The organism is Pseudomonas sp. NPDC090755 (genome assembly GCF_044769005.1).
GTDB lineage: Bacteria > Pseudomonadota > Gammaproteobacteria > Pseudomonadales > Pseudomonadaceae > Aquipseudomonas.
This window is the reverse complement of the sequence record NZ_JBIVXC010000001.1, coordinates 212119-234374: the sequence shown is the minus strand read 5'-3', so window position 1 is coordinate 234374 and position 22256 is coordinate 212119. Positions and strand designations below refer to the sequence as shown.

21 protein-coding genes and 1 pseudogene are annotated in these 22256 nt (G+C 62.5%); 12 read left to right on the top strand and 10 right to left on the bottom strand.

The annotated features are described in order from the left end of the window. Positions 1-76: 76 nt before the first annotated feature. The gene (gene radC, locus ACIQUS_RS01125; protein ID WP_403041762.1) at positions 77-757 is read right to left on the bottom strand and encodes a DNA repair protein RadC; all 681 of its coding nucleotides are present in this window, start codon (positions 755-757) and stop codon (positions 77-79) included. Positions 758-891: 134 nt separating this feature from the next. Here radC and coaBC point away from each other — a divergent pair, with 134 nt between their 5' ends. The 4 genes and pseudogenes from coaBC to argB all read left to right on the top strand — a co-directional run bounded on the left by coaBC (position 892) and on the right by argB (position 5010). Beyond that, positions 892-2100, top strand: a complete 1209-nt coding sequence (coaBC, locus tag ACIQUS_RS01120; protein WP_403041759.1) for a bifunctional phosphopantothenoylcysteine decarboxylase/phosphopantothenate--cysteine ligase CoaBC — start codon at positions 892-894, stop codon at positions 2098-2100. 6 nt (positions 2101-2106) lie between these two features. Then, entirely contained in the window at positions 2107-2562 is a 456-nt protein-coding gene (dut, locus tag ACIQUS_RS01115; RefSeq protein WP_403041754.1) for a dUTP diphosphatase, read from the top strand. A 136-nt stretch (positions 2563-2698) separates the two neighbouring features. Then, positions 2699-4075, top strand: a pseudogene (locus ACIQUS_RS01110) (phosphomannomutase/phosphoglucomutase); the annotation flags it as partial. Between the two features lie 29 nt (positions 4076-4104). Continuing rightward, positions 4105-5010 (top strand): acetylglutamate kinase, encoded by a 906-nt coding sequence (gene argB, locus ACIQUS_RS01105; protein ID WP_285861465.1) that lies wholly within the window; start codon positions 4105-4107, stop codon positions 5008-5010. Between the two features lie 100 nt (positions 5011-5110). Here the strand turns inward: argB and pyrE are convergent, their stop codons facing one another. Next, positions 5111-5752: an orotate phosphoribosyltransferase gene (gene pyrE, locus ACIQUS_RS01100; protein WP_285861466.1), complete on the bottom strand. Its 642-nt coding sequence runs from the start codon at positions 5750-5752 to the stop codon at positions 5111-5113. An 80-nt stretch (positions 5753-5832) separates the two neighbouring features. On the opposite strand from pyrE, the gene ACIQUS_RS01095 reads away from it, so the two are divergent. Further along, positions 5833-6612 (top strand): exodeoxyribonuclease III, encoded by a 780-nt coding sequence (locus tag ACIQUS_RS01095; RefSeq protein ID WP_028942456.1) that lies wholly within the window; start codon positions 5833-5835, stop codon positions 6610-6612. Between the two features lie 366 nt (positions 6613-6978). Here the strand turns inward: ACIQUS_RS01095 and ACIQUS_RS01090 are convergent, their stop codons facing one another. The 4 genes from ACIQUS_RS01090 to rph all read right to left on the bottom strand — a co-directional run bounded on the left by ACIQUS_RS01090 (position 6979) and on the right by rph (position 10164). Next, positions 6979-7383: a hypothetical protein gene (locus tag ACIQUS_RS01090; protein WP_403041749.1), complete on the bottom strand. Its 405-nt coding sequence runs from the start codon at positions 7381-7383 to the stop codon at positions 6979-6981. After that, positions 7380-8792, bottom strand: coding sequence for a PAAR domain-containing protein (locus tag ACIQUS_RS01085; protein WP_403041748.1), 1413 nt, complete (start codon positions 8790-8792; stop codon positions 7380-7382). Before ACIQUS_RS01085 ends, ACIQUS_RS01090 begins: the two co-directional genes overlap by 4 nt. 256 nt (positions 8793-9048) lie before the next feature. Next, entirely contained in the window at positions 9049-9417 is a 369-nt protein-coding gene (locus ACIQUS_RS01080) for a DUF4870 domain-containing protein (RefSeq protein WP_403041747.1), read from the bottom strand. A 24-nt stretch (positions 9418-9441) separates the two neighbouring features. Beyond that, positions 9442-10164 (bottom strand): ribonuclease PH, encoded by a 723-nt coding sequence (gene rph / locus ACIQUS_RS01075; RefSeq protein WP_028942458.1) that lies wholly within the window; start codon positions 10162-10164, stop codon positions 9442-9444. A gap of 239 nt (positions 10165-10403) precedes the next feature. On the opposite strand from rph, the gene ACIQUS_RS01070 reads away from it, so the two are divergent. Continuing rightward, positions 10404-11267, top strand: a complete 864-nt coding sequence (locus tag ACIQUS_RS01070; RefSeq protein WP_403041743.1) for a YicC/YloC family endoribonuclease — start codon at positions 10404-10406, stop codon at positions 11265-11267. Positions 11268-11280: 13 nt separating this feature from the next. Further along, positions 11281-11901, top strand: a complete 621-nt coding sequence (gene gmk, locus ACIQUS_RS01065; protein ID WP_403041741.1) for a guanylate kinase — start codon at positions 11281-11283, stop codon at positions 11899-11901. 21 nt (positions 11902-11922) lie between these two features. Here gmk and ACIQUS_RS01060 read toward each other — a convergent pair whose 3' ends face one another. The 4 genes from ACIQUS_RS01060 to ACIQUS_RS01045 all read right to left on the bottom strand — a co-directional run bounded on the left by ACIQUS_RS01060 (position 11923) and on the right by ACIQUS_RS01045 (position 17273). Beyond that, positions 11923-13473, bottom strand: coding sequence for an APC family permease (locus tag ACIQUS_RS01060; RefSeq protein WP_403041738.1), 1551 nt, complete (start codon positions 13471-13473; stop codon positions 11923-11925). A 111-nt stretch (positions 13474-13584) separates the two neighbouring features. Further along, positions 13585-14364 (bottom strand): gamma-glutamyl-gamma-aminobutyrate hydrolase family protein, encoded by a 780-nt coding sequence (locus ACIQUS_RS01055; RefSeq protein ID WP_403041736.1) that lies wholly within the window; start codon positions 14362-14364, stop codon positions 13585-13587. Between the two features lie 14 nt (positions 14365-14378). Beyond that, positions 14379-15872 carry an aldehyde dehydrogenase gene (locus ACIQUS_RS01050; protein ID WP_403041734.1) on the bottom strand — a complete coding sequence of 498 codons (1494 nt, stop codon included), beginning with the start codon at positions 15870-15872 and terminating at the stop codon, positions 14379-14381. An 18-nt stretch (positions 15873-15890) separates the two neighbouring features. Beyond that, the gene (locus ACIQUS_RS01045; protein WP_403041731.1) at positions 15891-17273 is read right to left on the bottom strand and encodes a glutamine synthetase family protein; all 1383 of its coding nucleotides are present in this window, start codon (positions 17271-17273) and stop codon (positions 15891-15893) included. 242 nt (positions 17274-17515) lie between these two features. Here ACIQUS_RS01045 and ACIQUS_RS01040 point away from each other — a divergent pair, with 242 nt between their 5' ends. The 5 genes from ACIQUS_RS01040 (at position 17516) to ACIQUS_RS01020 (ending at position 22253) form a co-directional block, all read left to right on the top strand. Then, positions 17516-18394, top strand: a complete 879-nt coding sequence (locus ACIQUS_RS01040; protein ID WP_403041729.1) for a LysR family transcriptional regulator — start codon at positions 17516-17518, stop codon at positions 18392-18394. Between the two features lie 226 nt (positions 18395-18620). After that, positions 18621-18884 carry a DNA-directed RNA polymerase subunit omega gene (gene rpoZ, locus ACIQUS_RS01035; protein WP_225786768.1) on the top strand — a complete coding sequence of 88 codons (264 nt, stop codon included), beginning with the start codon at positions 18621-18623 and terminating at the stop codon, positions 18882-18884. 60 nt (positions 18885-18944) lie between these two features. Next, positions 18945-21053 carry a bifunctional GTP diphosphokinase/guanosine-3',5'-bis pyrophosphate 3'-pyrophosphohydrolase gene (gene spoT, locus ACIQUS_RS01030; RefSeq protein ID WP_403041725.1) on the top strand — a complete coding sequence of 703 codons (2109 nt, stop codon included), beginning with the start codon at positions 18945-18947 and terminating at the stop codon, positions 21051-21053. A gap of 23 nt (positions 21054-21076) precedes the next feature. Beyond that, positions 21077-21457 (top strand): RidA family protein, encoded by a 381-nt coding sequence (locus ACIQUS_RS01025; RefSeq protein WP_038615925.1) that lies wholly within the window; start codon positions 21077-21079, stop codon positions 21455-21457. A 55-nt stretch (positions 21458-21512) separates the two neighbouring features. Continuing rightward, entirely contained in the window at positions 21513-22253 is a 741-nt protein-coding gene (locus tag ACIQUS_RS01020; RefSeq protein WP_403041721.1) for a hypothetical protein, read from the top strand. The last annotated feature ends 3 nt before the right edge of the window (positions 22254-22256 follow it).

Below are 22256 nucleotides of genomic sequence, written 5' to 3'. Positions count from 1 at the left end.
TCTATCGCGGGGCAAGCCCGCTCCCACAGACCTGCACTGTATCTGTAGGAGCGGGCTTGCCCCGCGATAGGCCGGATCACGACGCGAACCAGCCCCACTCGGCCATTGACAGCGGCTCGCCGTCACCGACGATGAAGTGGTCAAGCACCCTGACATCGACCAGCCCCAACGCAGTCTTGAGGCGCTGAGTCAGCACCACGTCGGCATTGCTGGGCTCACTTACACCTGATGGGTGGTTATGACAGAGGATCAAAGCGGCAGCGTTGTGCGCCAGGGCACGCTTGATGACTTCCCGGGGAAATACACTGGCACTGTCGATCGAGCCACGAAACAGCACCTCAAAACCCAATGGACGGTGTTTGGTATCGAGAAACAGACATCCGAATACTTCGCTACGCTCATGTCGCAGCTTGGCTTTGAGGTAGCTGCGTACCGCGTCAGGGCTTTGGAGCACCGAGTCGCGAGCGATGGTTTGCTCCAAGTGCCTCCTGCCAATTTCCATCACGGCCTGCAACTGGGTGTATTTCGCAGGCCCCAGCCCGACCTCACGCTGAAACGTGGCCTGATCGGCCTCCAGCAAATGGCGCAATCCGCCAAACTGCTTCAGCAGATGCCTCGCCAGATCGACAGCACTCATACCCGCCACACCCGTGCGTAGAAAAACCGCCAGCAACTCTGCATCAGACAGGCTACCCGCTCCACGCTCCAGCAGTTTTTCCCGCGGCCGTTCCGCCGCAGGCCAGTCCCTGATACTCATGACCCATCCCTCTGTCTATCGGCTACTGCTCCTGGGTTTCAGCCCTGTGCTACATTACCCGCTCTTTTTTACGCGACGATCCGGCCTGGGGAGGCGTCGTCGCCGCGTACAATCACTGAGCAAAAGGCAAGCCTATGCAGCGGCTGTATCGTAAACGCATCGTTCTCGGCGTCGGCGGCGGCATCGCCGCCTACAAAAGTGCCGAACTGGTTCGCCGACTCCTGGAACACGGTGCGCAAGTGCGTGTCGTCATGACCCGCGGCGGCGCCGAATTCATCACGCCGCTGACCCTGCAGGCCCTGTCCGGCCACCCGGTGCACATGGACCTATTGGACCCTGCTGCCGAAGCGGCGATGGGCCATATCGAACTGGCGAAATGGGCCGACCTGGTACTGATCGCCCCGGCCACTGCCGACCTGCTGGCGCGCATGGCCCAGGGTGTGGCCGATGACCTGCTGACCACCCTGGTACTGGCCACCGACGCCACCGTTGCCGTCGCCCCGGCCATGAACCAGGCCATGTGGCGCGACCCGGCCACCCAGGCCAACCTCGAACTGCTGCAAAGCCGCAATATCCAGGTCTTCGGCCCGGCCTCCGGCAGCCAGGCTTGTGGCGATGTCGGCCTGGGCCGCATGCTCGAAGCCAACGACCTGGCCTGGTGCGCCGCCGAGTGCTTCAAGCGCGAATCGCTGACCGGCAAGCACATCGTGATCACCGCAGGGCCGACTCAGGAAAACATCGACCCGGTGCGCTACATCACCAATCACAGCTCCGGGAAAATGGGCTTTGCCCTGGCCGAGGCGGCAGTCGAAGCCGGTGCCAAAGTCACCCTGATCACCGGTCCCGTGCATTTGCCGACGCCCGATCGGGTCTCGCGCATCGACGTGGTCAGCGCCCGCGACATGCTGGCCGCCTGCGAAGCTGCAATGCCCTGCGACATTTTCATCGCCTCGGCCGCGGTCGCAGACTACCGCCCTGAAGTGATCGCCCCACAAAAACTCAAGAAAGACCCTACGACAGGTGACGGCCTACTGCTGCAGATGGTCCGCAACCCGGACATTCTCGCCACCATCGCCACCCGTCCAGACCGCCCGTTCAGCGTCGGCTTCGCCGCCGAGACCGAACACCTGCTCGACTACGCCGCGCGCAAGCTCAAGGACAAGAACCTCGACCTGATTGTCGCCAACGATGTGGCCAACCCCAGCATCGGCTTCAACAGCGAGGAGAACGCCTGCAGCGTGATCGATCGCCAGCTCCACGAAACACTCTTCGCACAGACCAGCAAGGGCAAGATCGCCCGCCAGCTGGTTGCTTTCATCGCCGAACGTCTCAACCAGGTTTAACTCTGCATGCACGCTCTACAAGCCAAGATTCTCGATCCACGCATCGGCAGCGAATTCCCGCTGCCGCAATACGCCACCCCGGGTTCGGCCGGCCTCGACCTGCGCGCCATGCTCAAGCAGGACACAATCCTTGAGCCGGGCCAGACCCTGCTGATCCCTACCGGCCTGTCGGTCTACATCGGTGATCCGGGCCTGGCGGCGCTGATCCTGCCGCGCTCGGGCCTGGGCCACAAGCACGGCATCGTGCTGGGCAACCTGGTCGGCCTGATCGACTCCGACTACCAGGGCGAACTGATGGTTTCCTGCTGGAACCGCGGCCAGACCCCATTCACCATCGCCGTTGGCGAGCGCATTGCACAACTGGTCCTGGTGCCCGTGGTGCAGGCTCATTTCGACGTCGTCGAAGCCTTCGACGAAAGCCAGCGTGGCGCTGGCGGCTTCGGTCACTCCGGCAGCCACTGACCCACCCATTGCCCACAGCGCGCCAAGGATGGCGAACTCTCTGGCGATATGACCGTCAAAGCGTTCAGTTTGAGCCTGCCCTGCACGCCCTCGATATTGGAGTTTCCCAGAGATGAACGACATGGCACACCTGGTACCCGCACTTCCCGACAGCATCTTCCGCGCCTACGACATTCGTGGCGTAGTCGGTAAAACCCTGACCGCCGAGACGGCTTACTGGATCGGTCGCGCCATCGGCGCCCAGACCCTCGCCCAGGGCGAACCGAACATTTCGGTCGGTCGCGACGGTCGCCTGTCCGGCCCGATGCTGGTCGAGCAACTGATCAAAGGCCTGGTCGACGCCGGTTGCCGGGTCAGTGATGTCGGCCTGGTGCCGACCCCTGCCCTGTACTACGCCGCCAACGTCCTTGCCGGCAAGTCCGGCGTCATGCTCACCGGCAGCCACAACCCGCCGGACTACAACGGTTTCAAGATCGTCATCGCTGGCGATACCCTGGCCAACGAACAGATCCAGGCCCTGTTGACCCGCCTGAAAACCAACGACTTGAGCCACGGCGAAGGCAGCGTCGAAACAGTCGAAATCCTGGATCGCTATTTCCAGCAGATCACCCGCGACATCAAGCTGGCGAAAAAACTCAAGGTGGTCGTGGACTGTGGTAACGGCGCGGCCGGCGTGATTGCCCCGCAACTGATCGAAGCCCTGGGCTGCGAGATGATCCCGCTGTTCTGCGAAGTCGATGGCAACTTCCCCAACCACCATCCGGACCCGGGCAAGCCCGAAAACCTGGTCGACCTGATCGCCAAGGTCAAGGAAACCGGTGCCGACCTGGGCCTGGCCTTCGATGGCGATGGCGACCGCGTCGGTGTGGTCACCAACACCGGTAGCATCGTCTACCCCGACCGCCTGTTGATGCTGTTCGCCCAGGACGTGCTGGAGCGCAATCCCGGTGCCGAGATCATCTTCGACGTCAAATGCACCCGCCGCCTGACCCCGCTGATCGAACAACAGGGTGGCCGCGCGCTAATGTGGAAGACCGGTCATTCGTTGATCAAGAAAAAGATGAAGCAAACCGGCGCCCTGCTGGCCGGCGAGATGAGCGGACACATCTTCATCAAGGAACGCTGGTATGGTTTCGACGACGGCATCTACAGCGCCGCGCGCCTGCTGGAGATCCTCAGCAAGGCCCAGGTCGATGCCGAGCAGCTGTTTGCCGCGTTCCCGAACGATATTTCCACGCCGGAAATCAACATTGATGTGACCGACGAGGGTAAATTCAGCATCATTGATGCACTGCAACGCGACGCCGACTGGGGCCAAGCGGCCAACCTGACCACCATTGACGGTGTGCGGGTCGACTATCCCCACGGCTGGGGTCTGGTTCGCGCCTCCAACACCACGCCGGTGCTGGTACTGCGCTTCGAGGCCGACACCGACGCCGAACTGCAGCGAATCAAAGAAGTTTTCCGCGCACAACTGTCGCGCGTTGCCCCTGACCTGCAACCAACGTTCTGACCGACTATTTGTTCCAACTGGAGCCCTGCATGACCCTCGATCGCGATGCCGCCACCCATGTCGCCCAGGTTTTGTCCGAAGCGCTGCCTTACATCCGCCGCTTTGTCGGCAAGACCCTGGTGATCAAATACGGCGGCAACGCGATGGAGAGCGAAGAGCTCAAAACCGGTTTTGCCCGTGACGTGGTGCTGATGAAAGCGGTCGGCATCAACCCGGTGGTCGTGCACGGTGGCGGCCCGCAGATCGGTGACCTGCTCAAGCGCCTGTCGATCGAAAGCCACTTCATCGATGGCATGCGCGTGACCGACGCGCAGACCATGGACGTGGTCGAGATGGTCCTCGGCGGCCAGGTGAACAAGGACATCGTCAACCTGATCAACCGTCATGGTGGCAGCGCCATCGGCCTGACCGGCAAGGACGCCGAGCTGATTCGCGCGAAGAAGCTCACCGTCACCCGCCAGACCCCGGAGATGACCACTCCGGAGATCATCGATATCGGCCATGTCGGCGAAGTCACCAGCGTCAACACCGACCTGCTGAACATGCTGGTCAAGGGCGACTTCATTCCGGTGATCGCGCCGATCGGCGTCGGTGCCAACGGTGAGTCGTACAACATCAACGCCGACCTGGTGGCCGGCAAGGTGGCCGAAGCACTGAAAGCTGAAAAGCTGATGCTGCTGACCAACATCGCCGGCCTGATGGACAAGCAAGGCACCGTACTCACCGGCCTGACCACCGAGCAGGTCAACGAACTGATCGCCGACGGCACCATCTATGGCGGCATGCTGCCGAAGATCCGCTGCGCCCTGGAAGCAGTGCAAGGCGGCGTCAACAGCTCGCACATCATCGATGGCCGCGTACCTAACGCGGTGCTGCTGGAAATCTTCACCGACAGCGGTGTGGGTACCTTGATCACCAACAGCAAGCAGCGTTAAACCTTTCGCGGGGCAAGCCCGCTCCCACACTGTGGGAGCGGGCTTGCCCCGCGATCAGGCACAAAAAAGGCGACCCCAGGGTCGCCTTTTTTTATTTGCCTCAGATCCCGTACTGGGCCCGATAGGCCTCGACGGCCGGCAGGTGTTGCTTGAGCGCCGGGTCGTCGGCGAGGAACTCCAGCACCTGGGTCAGCGAGACGATGCTCACCACCGGGATACCGAAGTCACGCTCCACTTCCTGGATCGCCGACAGTTCGCCGTTGCCGCGCTCCTGGCGGTTCAGCGCGATCAGCACGCCCGCAGCCTTGGCCTGCTGGCCCTGGATGATCTGCATGACTTCGCGGATCGCGGTACCGGCGGTGATCACGTCGTCGATGATCAGTACGTCACCGGTCAGCGGCGCGCCAACCAGGCTGCCACCTTCGCCGTGGGCCTTGGCTTCCTTGCGGTTGAAGCACCAGGGCAGGTCGAGCTGGTGGTGCTCGGCCAGGGCCACCGCCGTGGCGGCTGCCAGGGGGATGCCCTTGTAGGCCGGGCCGAACAGCACGTCGAACGGAATCTTGCTGTCGACGATCGCCGCCGCATAGAAACGTCCGAGCTGGGCCAGGGCCGAACCGCTGTTGAACAGGCCAGCATTGAAGAAATACGGGCTGGTGCGGCCCGACTTGAGGGTGAATTCACCGAAGCGCAGAACCCCGCGGTCGATGGCAAAACGAATGAAGTCGCGCTGATACGGCTGCATGAAGAGTCCCGGATACCACGGATTTAGCTAATTGAGTACAGCTCGGGTATCATACACGCACGAGATTTTTGGGGCCATTTATGCGGATCATCAGTGTGAACGTAAATGGCATTCAGGCTGCAGTCGAGCGTGGTTTGCTCAGCTGGCTGCAAGCCCAGAATGCCGACGTCATCTGCCTTCAGGATACCCGCGCCTCGGCCTTTGAACTCGACGACCCAGCTTTCCAGCTCGATGGCTACTTCCTTTATGCCTGCGACGCAGAAGTTCCCGCCCAAGGCGGCGTGGCACTTTATTCGCGGTTGCAGCCCAAGGCAGTCATCAGCGGCCTGGGCTTCGAGACAGCCGACCGCTACGGACGTTACCTGCAGGCCGATTTCGACAAGGTAAGCATCGCCACCCTGCTGCTGCCTTCGGGAATGAACGGCGACGAAGACTTGAACCAGAAGTTCAAGTTGATGGACGACTTCGCCAAGTACCTGGACAAGCAGCGGCGCAAGCGTCGCGAATACATCTATTGCGGCTCGTTGTACGTGGCGCAGCAGAAGCTCGACGTCAAGAACTGGCGCGACGGCCAGCAGTCGCCGGGCTTCCTGGCGCCTGAGCGGGCTTGGATGGACACCGTCGTCGGCGACATGGGTTATGTCGATGCCCTGCGCGAAGTCAGCCGTGAAGGCGACCAGTACAGCTGGTGGCCAGACAACGAACAGGCCGAGATGCTCAACCTGGGCTGGCGCTTCGACTACCAGCTGCTGACCCCGGGCCTGCGCCGCTTCGTGCGCAGCGCGCGCCTGCCGCGTCAGCCACGCTTCTCCCAGCATGCGCCACTGATCGTGGACTATGACTGGACGCTGACGATCTGAGTCGATCAGCTGCAAAAAAACCGACATCGTGTCGGTTTTTTTGTGGCTGCAATCTCACCTTGTTGGGGAGAGCTTGATCAGGGCGACGCCTATCGCAAGCCAGAGACTCCCGATATTGACCAACCATGCGGTCACCAACAACCGACACCGCAGCCTCGGTGGCCAGGTGTTGATATCAATCACTTTGCACCTCGTAGAGTACGTCTCCCAGCCACTCCCCAAATGATCCGCCACCGACACGTCCCGCAAGCGCCCCACCTCCGACCAGCATGTCCGGCTTACGTTGCTCTGACTGCGCGTCATAGGCCAGAGCGCTCAGTGAAAAACCCGCGTTTTAAGGGGCCGGCTTCGTTTCTGAATCGTGGCTCAGGCTTCCAAAAGCGTGATCAGGCCAACGCCCAGAAACAGCCAGGCCGAACCTATGATGACCAACCAGGCGGAGATGACCATCCGACGTTTCAAGCCAGGAGGAAAATTACGCACTTCGTCGGCATTCAGTAGCCCTCTCCTGATACCAAATGGCGGATAGAGCATTGCAGCGCAGATCGTGTTGACCAGGTAGTAACGTGATTTCAGGCTCGTAACGCCCCAGATGGGTATCTGTTGCAAGAGCCAGGGACAGTTGGGAAGCGCCGCAAGCATGATACTGAAGTTGCGGCTGCAGGCTATGTGACAGGAAATAGCGACCCCTGACATTCCAATCACGAAAGGTGTGAATAAAAAGGCGAAGCTCAGCCCTGGATGCCAGGAATGAAAGAAGTCAGATGTCATTGCTCAGTCCAGTTGTAAAGTTTCTCCCCCATGAGCTCCCCCCCTTTGCCCCCTACGACACCACCGGCCAGCGAACCACCTCCAACCAAGACAATGCCACAGACTGCCCCACCCAAACCTCCGGTGGCGGCGGCTACAATCCCACAGGTTAAATATGCGGCATAACCTCCAAGACCAGCACCAAACGTCCCGCCACCTAGCCCACCAGAAAAGCTCCCCGCCTCAGTAAACCGAATCCTCTTGCATTCCTCCGTCTCCCCGGCACGGCACACCTCCTGCACCTTGAGCATCGATGCACCGCCACCGAGCGCTACTCCGACGTAGCCCCCGTACTTGAGGTACTGCGCCGTCTTCGCCACCTGGTCCAGGTGCGTGGCATAACCGGGAATCTGCCCGGGCGCACCGGCTCGACTCCAGTGATGCACCAGACTCTTGGTCGAGATACCCAGGTCACGACGCAACACCTCGTAACTGCCAAGGTTCAGCGCTTTATTGAGGAAGGAGCCTCTCAACTGCCCATGCAGTTGCCGGAGCAACTGCTGGCGTTCGGCGAAAAACTCCGGGCTTTTCAAATGGCCATGGGTAATGAACGAGCGTTGATGCAACTGCTCAATTGCGTGCAAGGTGCCTTTGACCTGGTGCAGCCCTTGCGTGAGCATCGCCTGGCCGACACCCATCGACACGCTCGCCCCGCCGAGCAACCCGGCGATCTCGCCCTGGTAGCGGACCATGAAGCTGGCCTCTTCCTCGGTGAGCGGCGCCAGGACTTCACGAACCTGGGCAGCAGCGGCCATCAGGTCGGCTTCCTCCCGCGTGCAGGCCGTACCGTTATTCGGATCGCCAATAACGAACAGCTCGCCGGCCTTGTAGCCCTGGGCAAAAGTCGGATTGAGCCGGTGCAGCCGGGCCGACAGGTAACGGGTTTCGCCGCCGAGTTGGGCCAGCACCTGCTGGCCGGACATGCTGCGCGGCACCACATGGAAGCCAGGCTCCAGCGTGCCCGACGTGGCGGCCATGACCGGCATGGGCGGAGCCGTGGAAGAAACGCCGGACGCAGGTGATTTGAACGCCTGAGGTGCCGGCTCGGAAACGCTGCTGGCGGTTCGCGCAGCGCTAGCCCCGCCGCCCACGGGCGCTATCAACCGGTTGCGACCAGGTGGACAACCGCAACTGACCTGCGCACCGTCAACGGCAATCGGTACCCCGTCAATGCGCCAGGCCGCGAAGCCTTCAACAATTTTCCCGGCCTGCCCGCACTGCGGACAAGGCGTGGTGGCGTCGCCCAGGCGCAAGTGGCCGACCCCGTTCTGGGTGTGAGCACTCTGGCTGCTGAGGCAGGTAGCGCCGGTGGTGGTCTGGTCGCCATGCAGCCCGGCGCCGCGGCCATTCATGTTCATACGCAAGGCCATGCACTGATTCCCTGAGCAAGTGAAGCCCGGAACCTAGCATGTGAAAAACCGCTTTTTACCCGGAAAAATCGAAACGGAAATGCCCTACGCAACTCTCAGAATGTAATGTCATCTGTAGGAGCGGGCTTGCCCCGCGAAGCGGTGTAACAGACAAATCGCAATCGCGGGACAAGCCCGCTCCTACAGGTCGGTAGAAGCCGGACAGCAAAAAGGCGAGCCCATGGGCTCGCCTTTTCCGGGACTACTCAACCGATCACTATTTGATCGGCCGCCAGGTCAACGGATACCGATACGGCTGCCCGTCATTGGCCTTGACCCCGGCAATGATGGTCAGCACCAGCACCGCAACCATCAGCATGCCGAACAGCACGATGCCCACCAGCACGAACATCAGCGCGAAGCAGATCATCGAGGCCAGGAACACGGTGAGCTGGAAGTTCAGCGCTTCCTTGCCCTGGGCATCGATGAACGGGTCCAGGTCCTTCTTCCAGACCCACATCACCAGCGGGCCCAGCAGGTTGCCAAAAGGCACCACCAGGCCGAGCAAGGCCGACAGGTGACAGAACATCGCCCACTGACGAATCTCGGCATTGGGGGTAGGCAACTGCAACGGCTGTTCGCTCATGCTCTGCTCCTTGCGGTGTCGAAATCAGTCGGCCAGCGAGGCCTTCTGCAGTTCGAACAGGTCGACCATGCCTTTTTGCGCCAGCGCCAGCATGGCGTTGAGCTCTTCCGGCTGGAACGGCGCGCCTTCGGCAGTGCCCTGGACTTCGATGAAGCCGCCCTGGCTGGTCATGACCACGTTCAGGTCGGTCTCGGCCGCGGAGTCTTCCAGGTAGTCGAGGTCCAGGACCGCTTCGCCCTGGTACATGCCCACCGACACGGCGGCGATCATGTGCTTGAGCGGATCGCCCCCCTTGAGGCCGCCACGCTTCTTGACCACGCGCAGGGCGTCGACCAGGGCAACCATGGCGCCGGTGATCGAGGCAGTGCGGGTACCGCCGTCGGCCTGGATCACGTCGCAGTCGACGTACAGGGTGATATCGCCGAGCTTGCTCATGTCCAGGGCGGCGCGCAGCGAACGGCCGATCAGGCGCTGGATCTCGAGGGTACGGCCACCCTGCTTGCCGCGGGCGGCTTCACGCTGGTTACGCTCGCCGGTGGAGCGCGGCAGCATGCCGTATTCGGCAGTCAGCCAGCCCTGGCCCTGGCCCTTGAGGAAGCGCGGCACGCCATTCTCGACGCTGACAGTGCAGACGACCTTGGTGTCACCGAACTCGACCAGTACTGATCCCTCGGCGTGTTTGGTGTAGTTGCGGGTGATGCGGATCGAGCGAAGCTGATCGGCAGCGCGACCACTTGGACGTTTCATTTGGGATACCTGTACCGGGTTCGAATCTGCCCAGCATTATAAGCGCACCGGGCGATGAGGACACACCTATTGTCGCCGCGGCCGAAACCGACGGCCCAGAGGCGCTGGTCGGTTTTTTACGGCAGATGCCTGACTGTTTGTAACATCAGTGGATTGGGAGCCAGCGCCGCTCTGCGCTACAATCTTGCGCCTTTGCAGCCGGTTGGCTTTCCTTGACCCATTTTTGCGAGGTACTTCCCATGGTGCACAGCATGACCGCTTTTGCTCGTGTCGAGCGCGCCGGTAGCCAGGGCACCCTGATCTGGGAACTACGCTCGGTCAACCATCGCTACCTGGAGCCCCACCTGCGCCTGCCCGAGGCCCTGCGCGACCTCGAAGGCGCGGTGCGCGAAGCCCTGCGCCAGGGCTTGTCGCGGGGCAAGGTCGAATGCACCCTGCGCTTCAATGAAGAGAACGCCGGCAAACCCCTGCAGGTCGACCGCGAGCGTGCTGCGCAACTGGTCGCCGCCGCCGAGACCATCGCCAGCCTGATCAAGCAGCCGGCGCCGCTGAATCCGCTGGAAGTGCTGGCCTGGCCAGGCGTGCTGGTCGCCGACGCCAGCGACCCGCAGGCCCTGAACAACGAAGCGATGAGCCTGTTCGAGGAAGCCCTCAAGGAGCTCAAGAACGGTCGCAATCGCGAGGGCGCCGAACTGGCCCGCCTGATCAACGAACGCCTCGACGGCATGGCCAGCGAGGTCACCACCTTGCGCGCCCTGGTGCCACAGATGCTTGCGGCCCAGCGTCAGAAGATCCTCGACCGCTTCACCGACATGCAGGCCGAGCTCGACCCACAGCGCCTGGAACAGGAAATGGTCCTGCTGGCGCAAAAGAGCGACGTCGCCGAAGAGCTCGACCGCCTGAGCACCCACATCACCGAAGTGCGCCGGGTGCTCAAGTCCGGTGGCGCCGCCGGCCGGCGCCTGGACTTCCTGATGCAGGAGCTCAACCGCGAAGCCAACACCCTGGGCTCCAAAGCCTTCGATCCACGCAGCACCCAGTCCGCGGTCAACCTCAAGGTACTGATCGAACAGATGCGTGAACAAGTACAGAACATTGAGTAAGGCCACCCCGACCATGAATCACAGCAGCGGTACCCTCTACATCGTTTCGGCCCCCTCCGGCGCCGGCAAGACCAGCCTGGTCAAGGCCCTGATCGATGCTGACAGCAGCATCCAGGTCTCGGTTTCACACACCACCCGGGCCATGCGCCCGGGTGAAGTGCATGGTGTGAACTATCACTTCGTCGAGCACGCCGAATTCAAACTGATGATCGAGCAAGGCGACTTCCTCGAGCAGGCCGAAGTGTTCGGTAATTTCTACGGGACCTCGCGCAGCGCACTGCAACAGACCCTGGACCAGGGCCACGACCTGATCCTGGAGATCGACTGGCAAGGCGCCCAGCAGGTGCGCAAGCTGATGCCTGAGGCACGCTCGATCTTCATTCTGCCGCCGACCCAGGAAGCCCTGCGCCAGCGCCTGACCAACCGTGGCCAGGACAGCGACGAGATCATCGAAGGACGGATGCGTGAAGCGGTCAGCGAGATGAGTCACTACGACGAGTATGACTTCGTCATCATCAACGATGACTTCGCCACGGCGCTGGAAGACCTCAAGGCGGTGTTCCGCGCCAACCGCCTGCTGCGGGCGAACCAGCAGCAGCGGCACGGCCAGTTGCTCAAGCAATTGCTGGCCTGAGCAACCAGCAGTTCCAGCCGCTTAGCGGCGGCTGGAGACCGTGGCGTGACGTTGCAGGGTCATGCCCAGGAAGAACGCCGGCGCCCGCAGGCGTGACAGCATCATCAGCCCCAACCCCAGCAGGGTGATGATCACTGCGATCACGAACACCAACCCCAGGCCACCGACATGCGAACCGCTGCCAAACGACGGTGAAGCGCTGTCGTAGGCCGTCTGCAGGAAGATCACCGAGAGAATGCCGCCACCGAGCAGCGGGCACAGGCCACGCATCAGGAAGTGACGCACGCTGTCGAACAGGCTGTGGCGGAAGTACCAGACACAGGCATAGGCGGTCAGCGAGTAGTAGAAGCAGATCATCATGCCCAGGGCGGTGATGGTGTCGGCCAGCACGTTCTCGCTCAGGGTGCGCATGGTAACGTAGAACACGCCCGCCGCCACGCCGGCACAGATCGTCGCGTAACGCGGGGTTTTCGAGCGCGGGCAGATGTTGGCGAAGCGCTCAGGCACCGCACCGTAGTAACCCATCGCCAGCAAGGTACGCGCAGGCGAAACGAAGGTGGACTGCAGGGACGCTGCAGTACTGGCCAGCACGGCGATCGACATCAGGATCGCCAGCGGACCCATGACCGGGCCGGCCAGGTGAGCGAAGACGTTTTCCTGGATGCGCGGGTTGTTCAGGCCCAGGCCAATGTCACTGATACCGGCAAATTGCAGGGTGGCAATCGCCGTCACCAGGTACAGGCCCAGGATCAGCAGCACCGTCAGGGTTGCCGCACGGCCCGGGGTGTCGCCGCTGCCCACCGACTCTTCGCTGATGCTCAGGCAGACATCCCAGCCCCAGAAAATGAAGATCGACAGCGACAGGCCGGCGGTAAAGGCCGAGAACGACTCGACGCCGAAGGGGTTGAACCAGTCGAGGTCAAATTCCAGCGGCGGCGTGGTCGACGACTCGCCGAACGCGGCCATGGCAAAGCCCACCAGCACCACCAGCTGCAGCGCCACCAGACCGTACTGCACGGTCATGGTGGTGGCAATCCCCCGGCAGCAGATCCACACCGCCATGGCGATGAACACGCAACAGGTCACAACGTTGACCAGCAGGTTATCCGCCAGCGCTGCCACCTCGTGACTGCCGCTGATCTGCCCCAGGAATAGATAGAAGAAGTCGACGGCCACCCCCGCGAGGTTGGACAACACGATGGTGGTGGCCGTGACCAACCCCCAGCCGCCGATCCAACCGATCATCGGGCCGAAGGCCCGCGCCGACCAGGTGAAAGAGGTGCCGCTGTCCGGCTCTGCCGAGTTCAGCTCGCGATAGCCCAGCGCGACCAGCAGCATCGGCAGGAAGCCGACGATGAACACTGCCGGCAGATGGGCACCGACCTCGCGTACGGTGGGTCCGAGTGCGCCCGTGAGGGTGTAGACCGGTGCAATGGTGGAGATACCCAGGACAATGCTCGCCAACAGACCGAGCCGGCCCTTGGCCAGCCCTTTGGTTGCTTTCGATGCACCGCCTTCCTGGGTGCGAGCCTGCCCCATACCCGGGGACAGGCCAGCTTCGTATTCGCTCATGAGTAGTTGCCGCCGCTATTACTATTGTTCTCAGGACGCCCCGCAGCGCGTCCGCTTGCACTCAATGAAACCTGTTGCCTGTTGCTTTAACTCCGGATCGACCGGATCACTTCAAGCTGCTGTCTCCCGGTAGCGCTCACCCCTTGCACGGGCCAGGCATGCTTCACGAAACGCCTGGAACAGGCGCAACGAAACCGGGTTGTCGGCAAAGCGGTATTCGGGGTGCCATTGCACACCGACCACAAAGCCTGGGGCATCCTCCATGGACACCGCTTCGATCAAGCCATCCGGCGCCAGGGCCTCGGCACGCAGGCCGTCGGCCAGGCGATCGATGCCCTGACTGTGAAGGGAATTGACCATGAAGCTGTGCTCCAGCCCTAGCCGCTCGAACAGCCCACCGGGCTGCACCGTGACGCTATGGCGGGGGCTGTACTGCACTTCCAGTGGCGCGTCCTGCGGCTCGCGGTGATCGAGGAAACCTGGCAACTCCTGCACCCGCTGGTGCAGGCTGCCGCCCAGGGCGACGTTCAGTTCCTGGAATCCACGGCAGATGCAGAACACCGGTACACCGGTGGCAATGGCGGCCTGCAGCAACGGCAGGGTCAAGCGGTCGCGAAACACATCGTGCTTCGTCCCCTCCACGCTGGGGGCGCCATTGTAATGATGCGGCTCGACATTTGAAGGCGAACCGGTAAAAAGAATGCCATCCAGGCGCTCTAGCACACGCTCGGGATCGCCGGGCTCGGCCCGCGCCGGGAGGATCAGCGGAATCCCGGCGAAGCCTGCCGCCTCGACGTACTTGTCGCCGGCGGTGTGCGACGAATTGTTGCCCAACTGCTGACGGCAGGCGGAGACGCCAATCAAAGGCGACAGGCCAGTGGTAGTTTGCATGGGTTCACCCTCCCTTACAGCTTGATCCAGGTCGCCTTGAGTTCGGTGTATTTGTCAAAAGCGTGCAGCGACTTGTCACGACCATTGCCCGACTGCTTGAAGCCGCCGAACGGCGCGGTCATGTCGCCGCCATCGTACTGATTGACCCAGACGCTGCCGGCACGCAGGGCGCGGGCCGTGTTGTGGGCACGGGAAATGTCCTTGGTCCAGACTGCTGCGGCCAGGCCGAACGGCGAATCGTTGGCAATGGCCACGGCCTCTTCGGCGGTGTCGAACGTGATCACCGACAGTACCGGGCCGAAGATTTCTTCACGGGCAATGCGCATGGCGTTGGTGACGCCGTCGAAGATCGCCGGCTGCACGTACACGCCGCAGGTGTCTTCCAGCACACGCTCACCACCGGTCAGCAAGGTGGCGCCATCGGCCTTGCCGGCTTCGATATAGCCGAGCACGGTGTCCAGCTGGGTGGTGTCCACCAGCGCGCCGACGCGGGTTTGCGGGTCGAGGGCATGACCCGGCTTCCAGGCCTTGAGGGCCTCGACCACCATGGGCAGGAAGCGCTCCTTGACGCTGCGCTCGATCAGCAGGCGCGAACCTGCGATACACACTTCGCCCTGGTTGAAGGCGATCGCCGCCGCTGCCGCTTCGGCGGCCGCCTGCAGGTCGGGGGCGTCGGCGAAGACGATGTTCGGGCTCTTTCCACCGGCCTCCAGCCAGACCCGCTTCATGTTCGACTCACCGGCGTACACCATCAGTTGCTTGGCGATACGGGTAGAGCCGGTGAACACCAGCGTGTCGACATCCATGTGCAGGGCCAGGGCCTTGCCCACCGTGTGGCCATAGCCTGGCAGCACGTTCAGTACACCAGCAGGCAGGCCAGCATCGAGCGCCAGCTGGGCGATACGAATGGCGGTCAGTGGCGATTTTTCGGACGGTTTGAGGATCACCGAGTTACCGGTGGCCAGGGCCGGGCCGAGTTTCCAGCAGGCCATCATCAGTGGAAAGTTCCACGGAACAATGGCCGCGACCACGCCGACCGGCGAGCGGGTGACCAAACCCAGCTGGTCGGACGGGGTCGCAGCAACTTCGTCGTAAATCTTGTCGATGGCTTCGGCGTTCCAGCGGATGGCATTGGCCGCCGCGGGAATGTCGATGCTCATGGAATCGGCAATCGGCTTGCCCATGTCCAGGGTTTCCAGCAGCGCCAGCTCCTGGGCATTGGCCAGCAGCAGGTCGGCGAAGGCGATCAGTACGCGCTTGCGCTCGGCCGGGGCCTGGTTGGCCCACACGCCACTGTCGAAGCTGCGCCGGGCGGCGGCCACGGCGCGCTCGGCGTCGGCGCTGTCGCAACTGGCGATCTGCGCCAGCTGACGGCCGTCGACGGGGCTCGAACAATCGAAAGTGTCACCAGAGACACTGGTGCAATACTGCCCGTCGACAAAGGCACGGCCTTCGATCTTCAGGGTCTGGAACAGCTGTTCCCAGTGTTCACGTGGCGCAATTGTCATTGTTGTTCTCTCCGGGCATCACACGGTATGCAGGTACCAGTTATATTCGAGGTCGGAAATCGACACCTCGAACTCGGCCATTTCGCTTTCCTTGCAGGCGACAAAGACGTCGATGTAGTCCGGGCTGATGTACTGGTTCAGCACTTCGCTGTCATCGAGTTCGCGCAATGCATCGCGCAGGTTGTTCGGCAGGCTCTGTTCCAGTTGCTCGTAGGAGTTGCCTTCGATAGGCGCGCCCGGCTCGATCTGGTTGGTCAGGCCGTGGTGGATGCCGGCCAGGATCGCCGCCATCATCAGGTACGGGTTGGCGTCGGCGCCGGCCACACGATGCTCGATACGCACCGCATCGCTGCTGCCGGTCGGCACGCGGACCGCCACGGTGCGGTTGTCCAGGCCCCAGCTCGGTGCATTGGGCACGTAGAACTGGGCGCCGAAGCGGCGATACGAGTTGATGTTCGGGCACAGGAACGCCATCGACGCCGGCATGGTTTCCAGTACACCGCCGATGGCATGGCGCAGGGGCAGGCTCTGCTCGGGGTCGTCGCTGGTGAAGATGTTCTTGCCGGTTTTCTTGTCCAGCAACGAAATATGCACGTGCAGGCCGTTGCCCGCCTGGCCCGGGTAGGGCTTGGCCATGAAGGTGGAGTCCATCTCATGGTCGTAGGCGATGTTCTTGATCAGGCGCTTGAGCAGTACCGCGTAGTCGCAGGCCTTCATCGGGTCGGCAACGTGATGCATGTTCACTTCGAACTGCGCCGGGGCGCTTTCCTTGACGATGGCGTCAGCCGGGATACCCTGCTCTTTCGCCGCTTCCAACATGTCCTGCAGGCAGTCCACGTACTCGTCGAGGTCGTCGATCAGGTACACCTGGGTCGACTGCGGACGCTTGCCGGAAATCGGCGAGCGTGGTGGCTGCGGACGGCCGTTGAGGTTGTCCTGGTCGATCAGGTAGAACTCGAGTTCGAACGCCGCGCAGATGTCCAGGCCCAGCGCGTCGAACTTCTCCACCACACTGCGCAGCACTTCCCGCGGGTCGGCGAAGAACGGCTGGCCGTCCAGTTCATGCATGGTCATCAGCAGTTGCGCGGTAGGACGCTTCTGCCAGGGTTCGTAGCTCAGGGTACCGGGGATCGGGTAGCAGATACGGTCGGCATCGCCGATATCCAGGCCCAGGCCGGTGCTTTCGACCGTGGAGCCGTTGATGTCCAGGGCGAACAACGAAGCCGGCAGGTTGATGCCTTTTTCGTAGACCTTGACCAGGCTTGCACGCTCGATGCGCTTGCCGCGTACCACGCCGTTCATGTCGGCAATCAGCAGATCGACGAATTGCACTTCAGGGTGGGCCTTGAGAAATTCACCGACCTCGTCGAGAGGTGTGGCGCACGGGGAGACCGACGTCATGGCTAGGCATCCTTTGTTTTTTTCGAACGGCTGTGGAAGAGGTACTGCGGCGCTATCGGGAGCGGCGATGGTTTCGTTTTTTGTTCTAAGGAGTCCCATCGTGGGGAACTGCCGAACGTCGCCTGCAAGGACGAACGTTCCAGATTCTGACAGCGTTGTGAGTTGATTCACCGCTGCCGCTTCACTATAGAATGGCCCCAGCGCAACAGACATTGGCATTTAGGCAAGCAAAGAGTGCACCCATGCAATATCAGATCAGTCACGCCGACCTTTCGCTGGTCCTCGCCCTGGTGCGTGGACGCTCCCTGGCCAAGGCCGCGGAGCTGCTGCGGGTAGACGTTTCGACGGTGTTCCGTTCGATCCGGCGCATGGAAGCCGCCCTCGGTACCGCATTGTTCGTCAAAAGCCGCAAAGGCTATATCCCCACCGGCACAGCCCAGGCCCTGGCCGAACAGGCCGAGCGCGCCGAACAGGCCCTGGATGCCGCCCGGGTGGCCCTGGAACACGGTGAACAAGTGGTCAGCGGCACGGTGCGCCTGACCTGCACCGATGCTGTGCTGCACAGCCTGCTGCTGCCGGCGCTGGCCGAATTCATGCCGGCCTATCCCGCCCTGTCGCTGGAGCTGGCCACCTCAAACACCTTTGCCAACCTGAGCCGCCGCGATGCCGACCTCGCCTTGCGCCTGACCAACTCGCCGCCGGAGCATCTGGTCGGCCGCTGCCTGGGATCGGCGTCCTATGTGGTGTGCGGTCGCGAGGAGTTTCGCGACAAACTCAAGGAGGCACCGACCAGCCTGCCCTGGATTGCCCCGGATGACACCATGCAGGATCACTCCACCGTGGTCTGGCGCAGCGAGCACATGCCCGGCGTGGTGCCGCGCTACCGCTGCAGCAGCATCTCGGCCATCGCCCAACTGGTGACTGCCGGGCTGGGCGTGGCCGCGCTGCCTGACTACATGGCGCACACCCTGCCCGGCGTCGAGTCGTTGAGCAGCGCCCTGCCCGGCTGCGATACCGAGGTGTGGCTGCTGACCCGACCGGACTGCCGCGCACTGCGTTCGGTGCAGACGCTGTTCGATGAACTGACCCCGCGCCTGCGCGATGCCCTGAGCCGGCAATAGGCCTGAAAGCCGACCTCACGGGCGCAGGAGCGGGCTTGCCCCGCGATGCCCTCGAAATCACCGACCGCACAAGACCATTGCACTAGAGCCACCGAAGTGGATATTGTCGAACCTATCAAGGACCCGAAATGAAAACAGCGCTTCCCTAAAGGCTGGTGATTTTTTAAACTATCGAGTCCGCTCGCCCATTCGGGCTGAACACCGCATTTGCTACTTGAGGAAGACCATGGCCCGCGTAACCGTTGAAGACTGCCTAGAACACGTGGATAACCGTTTTGAGCTGGTCATGCTCTCTACCAAACGTGCCCGTCAGCTGGCCACCGGCGGCAAAGAGCCGAAAGTGGCATGGGAAAACGACAAGCCTACCGTCGTAGCCCTGCGTGAAATCGCTGAAGGCATCGTCACCCCTGAGTTCATCGCCGCCGAAGAAATCGTCACCGAAGACCCGGTCTTCGCTGCGTTCGAGGACGAGAACAACGAGGCCGTCTAAGCCTATGCCTGGTCGACGTAGTACGGCGCAGGACCCAGCCCCTCGGCAGGAGGTCGTACCTTGCCGAGCATAGACGCCCTCGCCGATCGCCTGTCGACCTACCTCGGCGCCGACCAGGTCAACCTGGTGCGCCGGGCGTACTTCTACGCCGAACAAGCCCACGACGGCCAGCGCCGTCGTAGCGGCGAAGCCTACGTCACGCATCCGCTGGCGGTGGCCAGCATCCTCGCCGACATGCACATGGACCATCAGAGCCTGATGGCCGCCATGCTTCATGACGTGATCGAAGACACCGGTATCGCCAAGGAAGCCCTCAGCTCGCAATTTGGCGAGACCGTGGCCGAACTGGTCGACGGGGTCAGCAAGCTGACCCAGATGAACTTCGAGACCAAGGCCGAAGCCCAGGCAGAGAACTTCCAGAAAATGGCCATGGCCATGGCCCGGGACATCCGCGTGATCCTGGTCAAGCTGGCCGACCGCCTGCACAACATGCGCACCCTTGAAGTGCTGTCCGGCGAAAAGCGCCGGCGCATCGCCAAGGAAACCCTGGAAATCTACGCCCCCATCGCCAACCGCCTGGGGATGCACAGCGTGCGCGTGGAGTTCGAGGACCTGGGCTTCAAGGCCATGCACCCGATGCGCTCGGCCCTGATCCATCGCGCGGTCAAGAGCGCCCGCGGCAACCGCAAAGAGATCGTCGCCAAGATCGAGACCTCGCTGGCCAACTGCCTGGCCGTCGACGGTATCGAAGGCGAAGTCAGCGGCCGGCAGAAGCATCTCTATGGCATCTACAAGAAGATGCGCGGCAAGCGCCGGGCCTTCAACGAGATCATGGATGTCTATGCGTTTCGCATCATCGTCGACAAGGTAGACACTTGCTACCGCGTGCTCGGCGCCGTGCATAACCTGTACAAGCCGCTGCCCGGACGCTTCAAGGACTACATCGCGATCCCCAAGGCCAACGGCTACCAGTCGCTGCACACCACCTTGTTCGGCATGCACGGGGTACCCATCGAGATCCAGATCCGCACCCGCGAAATGGAAGAGATGGCCAACAACGGCATTGCCGCGCACTGGCTGTACAAGTCCAGCGACGACGAGCAGCCCAAGGGCACCCATGCCCGCGCCCGCCAGTGGGTCAAGGGCGTGCTGGAAATGCAGCAACGCGCGGGCAACTCCCTGGAATTCATCGAGAGCGTGAAGATCGACCTGTTCCCGGACGAGGTCTACGTGTTCACGCCCAAAGGCCGGATCATGGAGCTGCCCAAAGGCTCCACGGCGGTCGACTTCGCCTACGCGGTGCATACCGATGTCGGCAACAGCTGCATCGCCTGCCGGATCAACCGGCGCCTGGCACCGCTGTCCGAGCCGTTGCAGAGCGGCTCCACCGTCGAGATCGTCAGTGCCCCGGGCGCCCGGCCGAACCCGGCCTGGCTCAACTTCGTAGTCACCGGCAAGGCCCGCACGCACATTCGCCACGCCCTCAAGCTGCAGCGCCGTTCCGAGTCCATCAGCCTGGGCGAACGCCTGCTGAACAAGGTGCTCAACGGCTTCGACAGCGCCCTGGAAAGGATTCCCCAGGAGCGCATCCAGGCCATGCTCAACGAGTACCGCCTGGAGCTGCTCGAAGACATGCTCGAGGACATCGGCCTGGGTAACCGCATGGCCTATGTGGTCGCCCGCCGCCTGCTCTCCACCGAAGGCGAGCAACTGCCGACCCCGGAAGGCCCGCTGGCGATCCGTGGCACCGAAGGCCTGGTCCTGAGCTACGCCAAGTGCTGCACGCCGATCCCGGGCGACCCGATCGTCGGCCACCTGTCTGCCGGCAAGGGCATGGTCGTGCACCTGGAAAACTGCCGCAACATCAGTGAAATCCGCCACAACCCGGAAAAATGCGTGCAGCTGTCCTGGGCCAAGGATGTCACCGGCGAATTCAATGTCGAACTGCGCGTCGAGCTGGAGCACCAGCGCGGCCTGATCGCCCTGCTGGCCAGCAGCGTCAACGCCGCCGACGGCAACATCGAGAAAATCAGCATGGACGAACGCGATGGTCGCATCAGCGTGGTCCAACTGGTGGTCAGCGTGCACGACCGCGTGCACCTGGCCCGCGTGATCAAGAAACTGCGCGCCCTGACCGGGGTGATCCGCATCACCCGCATGCGCACGTAGCCCAATAACAGCAAGGAGTCATCATGACCAAGACCGTCATCACCAGTGACAAGGCCCCGGCCGCCATCGGCACCTACTCCCAGGCGATCAAGGCCGGCAACACGGTGTACATGTCCGGGCAGATCCCGCTGGACCCGAAAACCATGGAACTGGTCGAAGGCTTCGAAGCCCAGACCGTCCAGGTCTTCGAAAACCTCAAGGCCGTTGCCGAGGCGGCTGGCGGTTCGTTCAAGGACATCGTCAAGCTGAACATCTTCCTGACCGACCTGAGCCACTTCGCCAAGGTCAACGAGATCATGGGCAAGTACTTCGAACAGCCGTACCCAGCCCGTGCCGCCATCGGCGTTGCCGCTCTGCCACGCGGCTCGCAAGTCGAAATGGACGCTATCCTGGTCCTCGAGTAATACCCAGGGGGCAGGCCGGACGGCCTGCCCTCCCCGCCCTGCAAGGACCCCCGCCATGCGCCACGCGCTAGCCCTGTCGCTGCTCGCCGCCCTGCTGAGCGGCTGCGCCAGTCACAGCCCGGAAGACCTCAACGGCACCTGGATCAACCAGAATGCCATCGACGCCGCCGTCAAAGGCGACAACTTGCGTCAGGCCCTGCTCAGCAACGGACCGAACCTGGAATGGAAGGTCAACATCGCTGCCTCCCAGGCCACCTTCAGCAACGGCTTCGAAGCCGGAGACGGTACCCTCAAGGCCGTGAAAGACGATCAGTGGGAAGTGGATTTCTACGGTAACTACGTGGAAAAACTCAGCCTCGATGGTGACGAGCTGATCCAGGCCGCCAGCGACTCGAATCCGCAGCCAAGCACCTTCGAGCGCGCCGAAAAGCCCGCACCCGCGGATGCACCTGTCGGCACCACCTTCGAAACCGCCCTCTACAGCGCCTATCTGGGCGGAGACTGGAAGGTCGTCGAAGGCCCGGGCACCGGCGCCGTGGTGCACTTTCGCGCCAACGGCCTGCTCGACGGCATGCCCGGCTTGGACCGCTACGCGCTGTGCCTGGCTGGCGATTGCGCGGCCATGAGCGGCGAGTTCGACAGCCTCTGGCTGGAGCGCAACAAGCAAGGCAATCCCTGGATCTTCAAGCGCGACGGTAAAAAGCTGGAAATCTTCCAGGCCGTCAACCAGGCCAAGGGCGACGAGATGCCCGACCTGCATCCCGGCACCCGACGCTGGCTGCTTGAGCGTCAGTAAGGG